The 14,574-nt window shown below is 75.5% G+C and carries 9 protein-coding genes; 4 read left to right on the forward strand and 5 right to left on the reverse strand.

Features of this window, described 5'->3' with window-relative positions:
- A partial coding sequence (locus ACRYMN_RS19520) for an MBL fold metallo-hydrolase (protein ID WP_432498782.1) occupies window positions 1–854 on the reverse strand: 854 nt, incomplete at its 3' end.
- A gap of 221 nt (window positions 855–1,075) precedes the next feature.
- On the opposite strand from ACRYMN_RS19520, the gene ACRYMN_RS19525 reads away from it, so the two are divergent.
- Both ACRYMN_RS19525 and ACRYMN_RS19530 read left to right on the forward strand, forming a co-directional pair.
- Window positions 1,076–2,224, forward strand: a complete 1,149-nt coding sequence (locus ACRYMN_RS19525) for a zinc-dependent alcohol dehydrogenase (protein ID WP_432498785.1) — start codon at window positions 1,076–1,078, stop codon at window positions 2,222–2,224.
- A 93-nt stretch (window positions 2,225–2,317) separates the two neighbouring features.
- Window positions 2,318–2,911 (forward strand): hypothetical protein, encoded by a 594-nt coding sequence (locus ACRYMN_RS19530; RefSeq protein ID WP_432498804.1) that lies wholly within the window; start codon window positions 2,318–2,320, stop codon window positions 2,909–2,911.
- A 74-nt stretch (window positions 2,912–2,985) separates the two neighbouring features.
- Here the strand turns inward: ACRYMN_RS19530 and ACRYMN_RS19535 are convergent, their stop codons facing one another.
- Together ACRYMN_RS19535 and ACRYMN_RS19540 are read right to left on the reverse strand one after the other, a co-directional pair.
- A complete protein-coding gene (locus tag ACRYMN_RS19535) occupies window positions 2,986–4,485 on the reverse strand; it encodes an aldehyde dehydrogenase family protein (RefSeq protein WP_432498788.1) in 1,500 nt (499 codons plus the stop codon).
- Complete coding sequence (locus ACRYMN_RS19540; protein ID WP_432498790.1) at window positions 4,482–6,176, reverse strand: GMC family oxidoreductase; 1,695 nt, start codon at window positions 6,174–6,176, stop codon at window positions 4,482–4,484. The genes ACRYMN_RS19535 and ACRYMN_RS19540 overlap by 4 nt, the downstream gene beginning before the upstream one ends.
- Before the next feature lie 302 nt (window positions 6,177–6,478).
- Between ACRYMN_RS19540 and ACRYMN_RS19545 the strand changes: the two genes are divergently transcribed.
- Complete coding sequence (locus ACRYMN_RS19545) at window positions 6,479–7,003, forward strand: cell wall-binding repeat-containing protein (RefSeq protein ID WP_432498793.1); 525 nt, start codon at window positions 6,479–6,481, stop codon at window positions 7,001–7,003.
- A 34-nt stretch (window positions 7,004–7,037) separates the two neighbouring features.
- Here the strand turns inward: ACRYMN_RS19545 and ACRYMN_RS19550 are convergent, their stop codons facing one another.
- Together ACRYMN_RS19550 and ACRYMN_RS19555 are read right to left on the reverse strand one after the other, a co-directional pair.
- Entirely contained in the window at window positions 7,038–10,235 is a 3,198-nt protein-coding gene (locus ACRYMN_RS19550; RefSeq protein ID WP_432498795.1) for a M14 family metallopeptidase, read from the reverse strand.
- Between the two features lie 172 nt (window positions 10,236–10,407).
- The gene (locus tag ACRYMN_RS19555; protein WP_432498798.1) at window positions 10,408–11,634 is read right to left on the reverse strand and encodes a DUF8462 domain-containing protein; all 1,227 of its coding nucleotides are present in this window, start codon (window positions 11,632–11,634) and stop codon (window positions 10,408–10,410) included.
- A 169-nt stretch (window positions 11,635–11,803) separates the two neighbouring features.
- On the opposite strand from ACRYMN_RS19555, the gene clpB reads away from it, so the two are divergent.
- On the forward strand, window positions 11,804–14,452 hold the full coding sequence (gene clpB, locus ACRYMN_RS19560; RefSeq protein ID WP_432498801.1) for an ATP-dependent chaperone ClpB: 2,649 nt from the start codon (window positions 11,804–11,806) through the stop codon (window positions 14,450–14,452).
- Window positions 14,453–14,574: the final 122 nt, after the last annotated feature.

A 14,574-nucleotide genomic window follows, 5' to 3' on the forward strand; every position in this document is an offset into this window, starting at 1 on the left:
AGGCCCGCGACCGCGTCGCGGGCCTCGGCACCGACCTCGTCCAGGTCCGCGTAGCGCGCCGAGAAGTGCGTGAGCACCAGCCGGCGCACGCCCGCGCGCGCGGCCGCCTCCCCGGCCTGGCGCGCGGTCAGGTGCGCGTGCCGCTCGGCCAGGTGCGCGTCGCGGTGCAGGTAGGTGGACTCCACCACCGCCAGGTCCGCCCCGCGCAGCAGCTCCTGCACCGCCGGGCACGCCCGGGTGTCCATCACCAGGGCGAAGACCTGCCCGCGGCGCGGGCCGGTGACGTCGGCCAGCCGGGTCCCGCGCAGCTCCCCCCCGCGCTGCAGCGCGCGCACCTCCGGCCCGGCGATCCCGGCGGCCGCCAGCGCCCCGGGCAGGAAGCGCACCCCGTCGGGCTCGACGAGGCGGTAGCCGACGGCGGGCACCCGGTGCTCCAGGGCCCGCGCCACCAGCGCGCACCCGGCCACCTGTGCCACCGGCACCTCCTCCCCGAGCACCGGCACCCCCCGCACCCGCACGTCGACGTCCGCGTCGGCCACCGCGGCCAGCGCCCGCAGGTGCGGCACCGCCTCCTCGGGCCCGTGCACCTCCACCGCCCGCCCGGGGCTGTCCAGCGCCATGCGGTTGAGCACCCCCGGCAGGCCCATGCAGTGGTCGTTGTGCCGGTGCGTCACGCACACCCGCTCCACGCGGGGGGAGGCGACGCCGGCGAGGACCATCTGCCGCTGGGTGCCCTCACCGGCCTCGAAGAGCACCGAGGTGGAGTCCCACCGCAGCAGGTAGCCGTTGTGGTTGCGGGTGCGGGTGGGCGCCTGGCTGGCGGTGCCCAGGACGACGAGTTCGCGCGCTGCCACCGCCCCAGCCTGCCCGCCCGCGGGTGCGCCCTCGACGGCGGGGGACCGGAGCGGCACCACGTCGCCGTCCCCACCGGGAGGAGCACCCCGTGCGACGCGGCCGTGGTGAGCGACCTCCTCGTCGTGCTGCGCGGGGGCGCGCGCCTGCGGGTGCGGGCGGTGGTGGGGAGGAGCACAGTGGGTCCGGGAAGGACCGTCGACCCACGTCTGAGGAGCCGCTCGTGCGCGCCATGGTCTACCGGGGGCCCTACCGGGTGCGTGCGGAGGAGAAGGACGTGCCGCGCATCGAGCACCCCAACGACGCGATCGTGCGCGTCACGCTGGCCGCGATCTGCGGCTCGGACCTGCACCTGTACCACGGGGCGATCCCCGACACCCGGCCCGGCATGACCTTCGGGCACGAGTTCATCGGCGTGGTCGACCAGGTCGGCTCCTCCGTGCAGAACCTGAAGGTCGGCGACCGGGTGATGGTGCCCTTCAACATCGCCTGCGGCTCGTGCTTCTACTGCGCGCGCGGGCTGCTCTCGAACTGCCACAACGTCAACCCCAACGCCACCGCGGTGGGCGGGATCTACGGCTACTCGCACACCGCCGGCGGCTACGACGGCGGCCAGGCCGAGTACGTGCGCGTGCCGTTCGCCGACGTCGGCCCCGCGCTGGTCCCGGACTGGATGCACGACGAGGACGCGGTCGTGCTCACCGACGCCGCGGCCACCGGCTACTTCGGCGCGCAGCTGGCCGACGTCGTCGAGGGCGACGTCGTCGTGGTCCTCGGCGCGGGCCCGGTCGGGCTGATCGCGGCGCAGTCGGCGTGGCTCATGGGCGCCGGTCGCGTCATCGTCGTGGACCACCTCGAGAACCGCCTCGAGAAGGCGCGGACCATGGCCCACGCGGAGACGGTGAACTTCACCGAGCACGACGACGTCGTGGTGCTGCTGAAGCGGATGACCGGGCACCTGGGCGCCGACTCCGTCATCGACGCCGTGGGCGCCGAGGCCGACGGCAACTTCCTGCAGCACCTCGCCGGGTCGAAGATCAAGCTGCAGGGCGGCTCGCCGGTCGCGCTGAATTGGGCGATCGACGCGGTGCGCAAGGGCGGCACGGTCTCCGTCGTGGGCGCCTACGGCCCCGTGCCCAGCGCCGTGAAGTTCGGCGACGCCATGAACAAGGGCCTGACCCTGCGCATGAACCAGACACCGGTGAAGCGGCAGTGGCCGCGCATGTTCGAGCACGTCCGCAACGGCCACCTCACGCCCCGCGAGGTCGTCACCCACCGCTTCCCCCTGGAGCACATCGCGGAGGGGTACCACGTCTTCTCGTCCAAGCTCGACGGCTGCATCAAGCCGCTCGTCGTGCCGGGCGCGAACTGAGCAGGAGGACCCGGCGTGACCGACCCGCAGAGCACCCACCCGCAGAGCGCCGGCACCCCCGGCGCCGGCGACCCCGTCGCACCCCTGGCGGACCTGGACCCGCAACACCCCGCGTACACCTACACCGCCGCCAAGCCGCCGCTGCCCGAGACGGCCGAGCAGCTGCGCGCGCGCATCCCCGGCTGGGGCGTGGACCTGGACCCGGCGAACCGCCCGTCGTTCCCGCGCGAGCGCTTCGACCCGGACCTGAACGGCGCGCACTGGGAGTTCCCCGAGCGCCAGGTCGAGCGGTTCCCGCGCGAGCACTCGGTCGAGCACGCGTTCCTCACCCCTGTCTTCGGCACCTCCACGCCGCCGAAGGGGCTCTCCGGCGCGGTGCGCCGCTACGCCTACCGCTACAGCGAGGGCCGCAACGCGCACTGGCTGCTGCTCATCGCCGCGGACCGCGTCAGCGCGGTGGAGGAGACCGTCAAGTCCTTCGCCACCCGCCACCCCGACGACCCGGTCACCGAGACGGGCGTGCGCGCCGAGGTCAGCCACCACGGGCTGCGCTCGCGGGTGGGCCAGGGGCGCTCGGACGTGAAGCACCAGTGGCTGGACCCGGTGGTCGCCGGGGCGCCGTGGGTCGTCGGCGGGGTGGTCGGCTACCGCGCCCTGCGCGGGCTCGGGCGGCGCCTGGCGCGCTGAGGGCGCACCCGCACCCGCACCCGCGCCGCGCACCGGCGCCGCCCGCCGAGACCACGCGCCGGGGCCGGCCGCGCTCAGCGCCGGCCGTGCACGAGCGAGGCCAGCGCCACGATGCTCGACCGTTCGCGCGCGCCGAGCGTGAAGCTGCGCACCTCCAGCGGCAGCCGGAAGCGCTGGCGGGCGACGGACTGCGGCGCGCTGAACTCGCGCAGCCCGTCGGGGCCGTGCACGCGCCCGAAGCCGGAGTCGCCCACGCCGCCGAAGGGCAGCGCGGGGACCTGCGCGAAGCCGAAGGCGCAGTTCACCGACACCGCCCCCGTGCGCAGCGCGCGGGCGATCCACCCGGCGCGGCGCCCGCCGAAGACCGTGGCCCCCAGGCCGTACCGGGTGCCGTTCGCCCGCCGCACCGCCTCCTCCGCGTCGGCCACGACGTGCACGCTGAGCACCGGCCCGAACGTCTCCTCCTGCTCGACCAGGGCGTCGTCCGGGACGCCGTCGAGCACCGTCGGCTGCACGACCAGGCCGTCGGCGGGCGCGCCGCCCAGCAGCACCCGGCCCCCGCGCGCCACCGCGTCGGCGACGTGGGACTCCAGGCGCGCCACCTGCGCCGCGGTGCGCAGCGGGCCCAGCGCGGCGTCGTCGTCCGTGCCCGCCCGCACCCCGCGCGCCTCCTCCAGCAGCGCGGCCAGGAACGGCTCGTGCACGGCGCGGTGCACGTACGCCCGCTCGGTGGCGGTGCACGTCTGCCCCGCGTTGACCATCGCGCTCCACAGCGCCGCGCGCGCGGCGGCCCGCACGTCGGCGTCCTCGTCGACGACGAACGCGTCCTTGCCGCCGCACTCGGCGACCAGGGGAGTCAGGCGCTCCGCGCACGCGGCCGCCACCCGCTTGGCCGCCGCCGTGGAGCCGGTGAAGGCGATCTTGTCCACGCCGCTGCGGCACAGCGCCTCCCCGGTGCGGCCGTCACCGGTGACCAGCTGCAGGACCGGCTGCTCGGGCACGACCTCGGCGAACGCGCGCACCAGCAGCGCCCCCACCCCCGGGGCCAGCTCGCTGGGCTTGTGCACGACGGCGTTGCCGGCGGCCAGCGCGGGCACGATCGAGCCCAGCGGCGTGAACACCGGGAAGTTCCACGGCCCGATGACGCCCACGACGCCCAGGGGCTTGCGCTCGACGCTGGCGCTGAGGTTCGGGCTGAGCACCGTGGGGCGCACCCGCCGCCGGCCCAGCACCCGCTCGGCGTTGCGCGCGGCCCACGCGAGGTGGTCCAGGCACAGCACCACCTCCAGCTCGGCCTCCGCGACGGGTTTGCCCGTCTCCTCGCGCACCGCGCTGACCAGCCGCGGCAGCTGGGCGACCAGCACGGCGCGGAAGGCGTCCAGGCGCCGACGGCGCCCGGTGAAGCCCAGCTGCCCCCACCACGCCGCCGCCGCCCGCGCCCGCTGCACGGCGGCGGCCACCTCCCGCTCCCCGTGCTGGGGGAAGGTGCCCACGAGCTCGCCGGTGCGCGGGTCGCGCACGTCGAAGGTGCCAGCGCCCGCGCTCGTGCCCGCGGTGATCGGTCCCGCGCTCACCGCGCCCCGCCCCCCGTCCGCGGAGCCGCACCGACGGGCCGGGTGGTGGGTCCGGTGGCGGGTCCGGTGGCGGGTTCGAGGGCGGGTGGCGCGGTGGGCGGGGAGCCCTCGCCGCGCAGCAGGTCGGCGGCCCGCTCGCCGATGACGATCACGGGGGCGTTGGTGTTGCCGCGCACGATCCTGGGCACCACCGAGGCGTCGGCCACCCGCAGGCCCTGCACGCCCCGCACCCGCAGCTGCGGGTCCACCACGGCCGCCTCGGAGACCCCCATCGCGCACGTGCCCACGGGGTGGAACAGCGTGTGCGACCAGCGGGCGACGTGCTCGTGCAGGGCGGCGTCGTCGAGGGTGTCGGAGCCGTGCAGGTGGGGGCCCGCGACGAACCGCGCCAGCGGCCGCTCGTGCGCCACCTCGATCGCCCGGCGCACCCCGGCCTCGACCGCCGCCAGGTCGGAGCGCTCGCGGAAGTACGCCGGGTCCAGCAGGGGCCGCCAGCGCGGGTCGGCCCCCGCCAGGCGCAGGGTGCCGCGGCTGGCGACGTCGACGAGCGTGACCGCGACGGTGAGCATCCGCACCTCCGGGGCGCGCAGCGCGTGGCCGTACGCGCCGGTCGGCACGACGTGGAACTGCACGTCCGGGCCCTCCAGGCCGCTGCGGGTCTCGAGGAACCCCCCGCCCTCGGGGCCGTTCGAGGTCAGCGGCCCGCCCCCGGTCAGGCGCCAGCGCAGCAGCTCGCGGGTGCCGGCGTGGTCCACGAGCAGGTCGGGGGTGCCGCGGGTGCGCCAGACCACCGGCGTGGAGGGGTGGTTGTGCAGGTTCGCCCCCACCCCGGGCAGGTCCACCACGGGGGTGATGCCGACCTCGCGCAGGTGGTCGGCGGGGCCGATGCCGGAGAGCATCAGCAGCTGCGGGGAGTTCACCGCCCCGCCGCACAGCACCACCTCGCGCTCGGCGCGCACCGCGTGCTGCGCGCCGCCGCTGAGGTAGGCCACCCCCGTGGCGCGCCCGCGCTCCAGCAGCACGCGGGTGACCAGGGCGCCGGTGCGCACCACGAGGTTGGGGCGCCGCCGCGCCGGGGTCAGGTAGGCGTCGGCGGTCGACCAGCGGCGCCCGTGCCGGCAGGTGACCTGGTAGCGGCCGACGCCGAGCTGGTCGGCGCCGTTGAAGTCGTCGTTGGCCGGCATGCCCGCCGCCCGCGCGGCGGCGATCCAGGCGTCGACCACCTCGTGCGTGTAGCGCCGGTCCTCCACGTGCAGCGGGCCGCTGCGGCCGTGGAACGGCGCACCCAGGCGGCTGTTGGCCTCCGAGCGCACGAACAGGGGCAGCAGGTCGCGGTAGGACCAGCCGACGGCGCCGTGGTCGCGCTGCCAGCCGTCGTAGTCGGCGCGGTTGCCGCGCACGTAGACCATCCCGTTCATCGACGAGCAGCCGCCGGTGGCCCGCATGCGCGGCCACGGGTCGACGCGCCCGCCCAGGCCCGGCTGCGGCACGGTGCGCTGGCGCCAGTCCCACTCGCTGCTCAGCAGGTTCGCCCAGGCCGCCGGCACCCGGGTGGCCGCCCCGGCGGCGGGCGGGCCCGCCTCCAGCAGCAGGACCCGGGTCGCGCGGTCCTCGCTGAGGCGGGCGGCCAGGGTCGCGCCGGCGCTGCCGGCGCCGACGACGACGTGGTCGAAGCTCTCCGGACCGCTCACGGCAACCCCCAGCGCGGCGACCGGCGCCCACGGCCGGAGTGCCGCACGGGAGCAGGGTCCTCCCGCGCGGGGGGCCAGCACCAGCCCCCGGCAGCCCCGCGCCCGGGCAGCGCCCACGACCTGGTGTCACCGGGCGTAGCGTCTGATCGACGCAACGCGAGTACGGGTGCGGGACGTGTGACGTCCTCGCCCGGTCGGGCCAGGCGGGGGCCGGCGACGGCTCGTGCGGGGCCGCGCCCGGCGGCACAGTCGTCGTCACGGACGGTGGTCGTCCGTGGTCCCCACCGGAACGGAGCACCCCCGTGCGCGCCAAGATCGCCGCCGTCCTCACCGCCACCGCCCTGACCGGCGCCGCGCTGGCGGGCGCCGGCAGCGCCACCGCCGACAGCGCCCCCGCCCGGAGCACGCCCACCACCGGGAGCACCACCGGGAGCACCACCGAGGGCAGCAACGCGAAGGCCGCCGCGCCGCTGCGAGAGCTCCGGCGCGCCGCCGCCGACCCCGCGGGCGTCCTGCGCCTGGCCGGCGCGGACCGCTACGCCACCGCCGTGGAGGTCTCACGCAGCTTCTGGGAGCCGGACACCGCCGCCGTCGTCACCCTCGCCTCGGGCACGTCCTTCCCCGACGCGCTGGCCGCCGGCCCCTCCGTCACCGGCTTCGGGCCGGTGCTGCTCACCGAGCGCGACCTCCTGCCCGAGGTCACGCGCGCCGAGCTGGAGCGCCTGCGCCCGTGCGAGGTCATCGTCCTGGGCGGCGCCGCGACCGTCTCCGAGGCGGTGGCGGCCGACGCCGCCCGCTACACCGACCCGGCCGCCTGCGGGTTCTGAGCCGCAGGGGTCCGCGGGCCCGCGGCCGAGGGCCTCACCGCACCCTCGTGGGCGCGGTGAGCAGGCCCTCGAGCGCGGCCCCGGCCACGTCCGCGCGCCGGGCGGCGTCGGCCAGCTGCTCCAGGCCGAAGCCCAGCAGCACCGTGTCCGCCGTCGCCACGGCCGCCGTGCGACCGCCCAGGCCGCCGGTGCGCTCGAACCCTCCCGCGCCGGCCGGGCTGCCCTCCGGCGCCGGCGCCGCGCTCCAGGCGCCGAGCCCGTCCTCGAAGCCCTGGACCTCGCGCGGGCCGTCCGCGGTGCTCAGGCGGGTGTCGTCGACGACGACGCCCGTGCCGCCGACGGCGACGTCGGTGACGTGGCTGATGCTCACCTCCACGCTGCCGCCGGCGAAGGCCGACAGGTCGAAGGCGACCTCGCGCCAGCCGCCCGAGCTCCCGGTGAGGGAGTGCCACGCGCCGGTGGTGCCCTGCGGCAGGCAGGGGTCGCCGGCGGTCAGGTAGCGGGTCAGCCACGGGTGCGCCTGCAGCAGGTAGCCCACCTCGCACTCGGTGGGCACGGCGGTGCCGGTGGCCCCGCCGCGCTCGGGCAGCGTCGTCCAGTCGTCGGCGCCGGCGGTGCGGGCCTCGACGATCGCGTGGTCGTAGCCGGCCTCGAGGTCCCAGGAGAACCGCGCCTGGAGCGCGGGGGCGTCCGCCGCGTCCAGGTCGCCGAGGTCGAACGTCCGCGTCAGGCGCGCGTAGCCGTTGTCCCGGTGCGTCGACCCGGCGGCCCAGTCGCCCTCGACCGGCAGGAACGGCCCGGTCGGGTCCACGTGCTCGCCGGCCGCCTCGCTGGCGAACTGCGGGAAGTCCTCCACCGGCAGCACGTCGCTGGTCACCGTGAACACCCCCGCCTCGTCCACCGGGTTGCGCGCGGTGGCGGGACCGCCGAACGCCGCCGACAGCCCCTCGCCGGCTCCCGCGGTCAGCCGCACCCCCGAGGCGCCGGTCACGGTGGTGCGGGTGTAGGCGCCCAGGTAGTACTGCGCGAAGTCGTCGGCGAGCAGCAGGCAGTCGCTGATGTCAGAGGTGATCACGCAGTCCTCCTCCGGAGCGCCGTCCAGGCCGTACCAGATGCCGCCGAGGCCGCTGCCCAGGGCGCCGTGGTAAGCCGAGGTCTCTCCCGCGTGCACGAGCTTGCCGCCCTCGTTGAGGTAGTCGCGCACGGCGATCGTCAGCTGCTGGGCCTGCTCGGAGACGGCCAGGTCCCGGCCCGGCTCCTCGAGGAAGAACGCCTCGGTCAGCTCGTCCTCCGCGTCCTGCGTCAGCCGGTTGTCGCCCAGGTACCACAGCACGGCGTCGTAGTGCCCCAGCACGCCCAGGTCGTGCGGCACGCCCTGCACGTCGACGTCCCAGGTGTCGGCCTCGATGCCGCGGGCGGCCAGCGCGTCCAGGTGCGTGCGCAGGTGCTGCGGGGCGCTGAGCTGCCCGGGCGGACCGGGGTTCGCCCCGCTCTGGTCCTCGTCGGCCAGCACCAGCACCCGCCGGCCGGTGTCGGCGGCGACGGTGTACGTGAAGTGCTCGCTCTGAACGCGCTCGCCGCGCCCACCGCGCCAACCGGGCCGGCCGCCGCCGTCGCGGTCGTGGCGGCGACCCTCGAACCAGACCTCCACCTCGTCGCCGGGCCGGGCGCCGCGGACCTGCCCGCGCAGCTCGGCGTAGTAGTCGTCGTTCTCGTCGCCGTAGCGCTCACCCCCCTGCCACTCCGCCACTCGGGCCCGGCGCACCGGGCCGTCGCCGATCCGGTAGCGCAGCAGCACGTCGCGCAGGGCCCGCTTGGCGACCACCGCGACCGTCTGCGGGTCGCCGTGCGAGACGGAGAAGGTGTCGACGCGGAAGTCCTCGGCCGTGCGCCCCACCACCGAGACGGGGTCGTCGGGGTCGGCGGCCGAGCGCGCCACCGCCAGGGCGAAGGGGACGTTCTTCTCGAACTCCGCCTGCACGAGCCGCTCGTCGTCGGGGAACTCGAAGCCGCTGCCGCACGCCTCCGGCTCCCACGCGTCGCCCGCCACGGAGGCCGCGGCCGCCGCGCACGTGGACATCTCCGGAGTGAACCCGAGCGTCCCGTACGCCTCCTGCAGGTGCGCGTCGGTGTCGCCGTTGGTGGTGTACAGCTCCGCGGACAGGTCCGGGTCGTACCCCGGGACGGCCGGCTCGGCGTCGTCGCCGACCATCGCCTCGTACAGGACGTCGTCCGGGCTGGGGGTGGCCACCTGCCAGCCGATGCCGTGCAGCAGCAGCTCGGCGGCGGAGTGGTAGTTTACGAAGAACTCCGGGGTGATGCGTCCCACCAGGGCGTCCAGGGCCTGCGTCTCCGGCTCCGAGGCCGGCGAGGGGCCGCGGTAGGTCTCGCTGCCCGGGTCCGGTGACGAGCCCTCGTCGTCGTAGCCCCAGCGGGTGGGGAAGTTGCGGTTCAGGTCGACCCCGTCCCCGGGCGCGATCTCACCGTCGCCGTCGTTGTCGCGCAGGTTCTTGCGCCACAACCGCTGACCCTCCTGGAAGGTGAAGTCGTAGCCGTCCGGGTTGGCGACCGGCACGAACCACAGCTCGTTGCGGTCCACCAGGTCGGTGGTCACCGGGTCGCTGCCGTAGCCGTCGAGCACCCGGTCGAGCAGGCGGCGCACCATCTCGGGGGTGATCCACTCGCGGGCGTGCTGGGCGCCCACGTACACCGTCGCCGGCCTGCTGCCGTCGCGCCGGCGCGCGGCGTCGGCCGTGACCCTCACCGCGAGGATCTCCTGCCCCTGCACGCTGCGCCCGAACGGCACGAGCTCGGCGATGCCGGGGTGCTGCTCGACCTGCCGGCGCAGCTCCTCGGCCAGGCCACCGGGACCGGAGTAGGGGCGGAAGACCGTCGCCGCCGGTGCGGCCAGGGTGCTGCGGGTCGCGGCGGTCTTCGGGGCCACGTCCACCCCCCGCGCCGCCAGCGCGCGGGCCTGCTCGCCGCTGAGCACCGCCTCCACCCGCACGGAACCCGCTCCGGCGCCGACCGCCCGGGACAGCACCAGCTCGCGCCGGTCCACGCCGAGCTCGCTCAGCGCGGCGAGCCCGGCGGCGTCGAGGACCCCGGTGTGCACCGCGAGGCGGTCGCCGCCCGGGAGCGGCCCCGGGCTCGCGTGCGCCGGTGCCGCGCCGGCCAGCAGCGGGACGAGCAGCGCCAGGGCGGACAGGGCGGTGACGGTGCGACGGCGCATGGCGTCCCCCACGGGAGGTCCGGCTGAGGGCGGCAACGCTCGTCCTGCCGTCCACGGCGTGTCAACACCTCATGACTGCCACGTCCCCCGTCGCAGGCGGTGCAGGTGGGCGGCTGCGCCCCTCCGGACCGTGCTCCGCCGCCGCGGGGGTCGGGGCTCGCGGTGGCGGCCGTCACTCCTCGGTGTCGCCGGTCCCGCGTCGCCGCGGCGTGTGCGGCTCGAGCTCGAAGTGACGGCGCAGGTAGTCGTCGAACTGCGGCACGCTGAAGGCGGCGTAGCCGAGCCGGGGGCTGTAGATGAGTCCGCGGCGGATCAGGCCTTCGCGCGTCTGGCCGACCGGCGCGGACGAGGTGAGCCCCAGCACCGCTGCGATGTCGCCGCTCGAGTGCTCGGCACCACCCAGTTCGGCCATGGCTCGCAGGTAACGGCGCTGCGCCGCGGTCAGCCGCTCGGTCCGGGAGGTGAAGAAACCGCGGTCGAGCCAGTCGCGGACCAGGGGAGCGGCGCGTTCCGCGTCCCTCCCGGTGACGACCGTGCTGGAGGCCGTGCGCCAGAGGTGATCACCGAACACCTGGAGGAAGAAGGGGTAGCCGTCGGTGAAGTCCACGGCGATCTGCAGAGCTTCTTCCGAGACGGTCACCCCTTCCTCTGCGGCCGGCTCGGCCAGTGCGCGGCGGGCGTCGTCAGGTGACAGGGCGCCGACCGTGCGAGTCTCGAACATCCGCTCGGAGCAGGTGGCCGCTTCAGCCAGGACGCCGCGCGTCTGCGGCAACCCCGCCGCCACCACCGTGAGGGGCAGCTCGCGCTGAGCCACTCTGTGCAGGGCTGCGACCAGGGCTCCCAACGGCTGCACGGGGGCGAACTGGAGCTCGTCGAACATCAGCGCCACTCCTCGTCCCTCCTCGGCGGCGGCTGCCCCCAAGCCGACCAGCAGCTCGGTCACGTCACGAGTCGGATCACCGCTGACGGGCGTGTCGCCGTCGCCGTCGGGGGGAGTCGTGCTGATGCTCAGCCCGGCGAGGTCGTAGCTGATCTCCATGCCCCTCAAGAACGCGGCGACGCGCCGTGAGGCCCGTTGCCAACGGCTCGGCGGTGACAGCTCCAGCAGGGACTCGCGCGTCAGGCGCGCCAAGGTCGCCAGCAGGTCCCCGGAAGGGGTCAGCTCGTGCTCGACGACCACCCAGTCACGCTTCAACGCCTCGCTGCCGAAGCGGTTGAGGAGGACCGTCTTGCCGACACCACGCAGACCGATGACCAGGGTGCACTGCGCACCACGGCGCCTCTCCAGCCGTTGCAGGCGCGCGGTGAAGCCCTGCAGCTCCTGCTCACGGCCGCTGAGCACCGCAGGCCTCTGCCCCGCTCCGGGTGTGTACGGGTTGGAGATCGGGTCGAGCGGCACGAAGAGCCCCCTCGCTGGCTTTGCGAAGCTTTGCCGATCATACGCAAAGAGCTGCAACACAGGCAATGCACGAGCCTCACTGATCCGGTCCCAGGTTGAGTGGAACAAGCTCAAGTCTGGCACCGTTGTGCCCAGCGAAGTCGTTCCGCCCCTCGCCAGGAGGTAGCCCGTGGACCTCAAGCTCACCACCCGCGCCCAGGAGGCCCTGGCCGACGCCGTCGGCCGCGCCACCTCCGCGGGTCACGCGCAGGTCGAGCCCCTGCACGTCCTCGCCGCGCTCGTCGCGCAGGAGAACGGCGTCGCCGGCGCCCTGCTCGACGCGGTCGGCACCGACCGCGCCCTGCTGACGCGCCGCGTCGACGGCGCGCTCGCCTCGCTGCCCAGCGCCTCGGGCTCCTCCGTGGCGCAGCCGCAGCTCTCCCGCCCCGCCGTGCAGCTCATGCAGGCCGCCGGCGACGAGGCGCGCGGCCTGGACGACGCGTACGTCTCCACCGAGCACCTGCTGCTCGGCGCCGCCGCCGGCCGCTCGGCCGCCGGCGAGGCGCTGCGCGCCATCGGCGCCACCCGCGACGCGCTGCTCGACGCCCTGCCGGGCGTGCGCGGCGGCGCGAAGGTCACCTCGCCCGACCCCGAGGGCACCTACCAGGCCCTCGAGAAGTACGGCGTGGACCTGACCGCCCAGGCCCGCGACGGCAGGCTCGACCCGGTCATCGGCCGCGACGCCGAGATCCGCCGCGTGGTGCAGGTGCTCTCGCGCCGCACCAAGAACAACCCCGTGCTCATCGGCGAGCCCGGCGTCGGCAAGACCGCCGTCGTCGAGGGCCTGGCGCAGCGCATCGTCGCCGGCGACGTGCCGGAGTCGCTGCGCGGCAAGCGCCTGATCGCGCTCGACCTCGCCTCGATGGTCGCCGGCGCGAAGTACCGCGGTGAGTTCGAGGAGCGCCTGAAGGCCGTGCTGGAGGAGATCCAGCGCTCCGAGGGGCAGGTCGTCACCTTCATCGACGAGCTGCACACCGTCGTCGGCGCCGGTGCCGCCGAGGGCTCCATGGACGCGGGCAACATGCTCAAGCCCATGCTCGCGCGCGGCCAGCTGCGCCTGGTGGGGGCCACCACCCTCGACGAGTACCGCGAGCGCATCGAGAAGGACCCCGCGCTGGAGCGCCGCTTCCAGCAGGTCTTCGTCGGCGAGCCGAGCGTGCCCGACACCATCGGCATCCTGCGCGGCCTGCGCGAGCGCTACGAGGCGCACCACAAGGTCGCCATCTCCGACGCCGCGCTCGTGGCCGCCGCCACCCTCTCCGACCGCTACATCTCCGGCCGCCAGCTGCCCGACAAGGCCATCGACCTCGTCGACGAGGCCGCGTCCCGGCTGCGCATGGAGATCGACTCCTCGCCCGTCGAGATCGACGAGCTGCGCCGCGCCGTCGACCGGATGCGCATGGAGGAGCTGGCGCTGTCCAAGGAGGACGACGCCGCCTCCCGCGATCGCCTGGAGGCGCTGCGCGCGCAGCTGGCCGACCGCCAGGAGCAGCTCACCGCGCTGACCGCCCGCTGGGAGCAGGAGAAGGCCGGCCTGAACCGCGTGGGCGACCTCAAGCACCAGGTCGACGAGCTGCGCTCGCAGGCCGAGCGGCTGCAGCGCGAGGGCGACCTCGGCGGTGCTAGCGAGATCCTCTACGGGCGCATCCCCGCCCTCGAGCGCGAGCTGGAGCAGGCCCAGGCCGCCGAGAGCCAGGCCGTCGAGCACAAGCCGATGGTCGCCGACGAGGTCGGCCCCGACGACATCGCCGAGGTCATCGCCGGCTGGACCGGCATCCCCGCCGGGCGCATCCTCGAGGGCGAGACCGAGAAGCTGCTGCGCATGGAGGAGTTCCTCGGCGCCCGGCTCATCGGCCAGCTGCCCGCCGTGCAGGCGGTCTCGGACGCGGTGCGCCGCAGCCGGGCCGGGGTCAACGACCCCGACCGCCCCACCGGCTCGTTCCTCTTCCTCGGGCCCACCGGCGTGGGCAAGACGGAGCTGGCCAAGGCGCTGGCGGACTTCCTCTTCGACGACGAGCGGGCGATGGTCCGCATCGACATGAGCGAGTACTCCGAGAAGCACGCGGTGGCCCGCCTGGTCGGTGCGCCCCCCGGCTACGTCGGCTACGAGGAGGGCGGCCAGCTCACCGAGGCCGTGCGCCGCCGGCCGTACTCGGTGGTGCTGCTCGACGAGGTGGAGAAGGCCCACCCGGAGGTGTTCGACATCCTCCTGCAGGTCCTCGACGACGGTCGCCTGACCGACGGGCAGGGCCGCACGGTGGACTTCCGCAACGTCATCCTCGTGCTGACCTCGAACCTCGGCTCGCAGTTCCTGGTGGACCCGGAGCTGTCGCGGGCCACCAAGCACGACGCGGTGATGTCGGCCGTGCGCGCCAGCTTCAAGCCGGAGTTCCTCAACCGGCTCGACGACGTGGTGGTCTTCGACCCGCTGTCCACCCAGGAGCTCTCGCGCATCGTGGAGATCCAGGTGCAGCGCCTGGCCTCCCGCCTGGCCGACCGCCGGCTCACGCTCGACGTGAGCGACGCGGCGAAGGACTGGCTGGCGATCACCGGGTACGACCCGGCGTACGGCGCCCGCCCGCTGCGCCGCCTGGTGCAGCGCGAGATCGGCGACCGCCTCGCCCGGGCGATCCTGTCCGGCGAGGTGCGCGACGGCGACACCGTCGAGGTGGACGTGGTGGACGGCGACTTCGCCGTCGACCTCGACGCGCCGGAGGCGGCCCGCTCCACCGGGCTCGTCGTGCGCCGGGCGCAGCCCAGCGCCGTCAGCGCCCTCTGACGGCCACCGCGCGGGGGGGGGGGGGGCGCCGCGGCCGGGGGGGGGGGCCGCCGGCGCGGCGGGGGGGGGGCGGGGGCGCGTCAAGGCGATTTCCCGTCTGCAGTCTGATAACGAATAACAAG

Source organism: Kineococcus gypseus, from assembly GCF_050871305.1.
GTDB lineage: Bacteria > Actinomycetota > Actinomycetes > Actinomycetales > Kineococcaceae > Kineococcus > Kineococcus gypseus.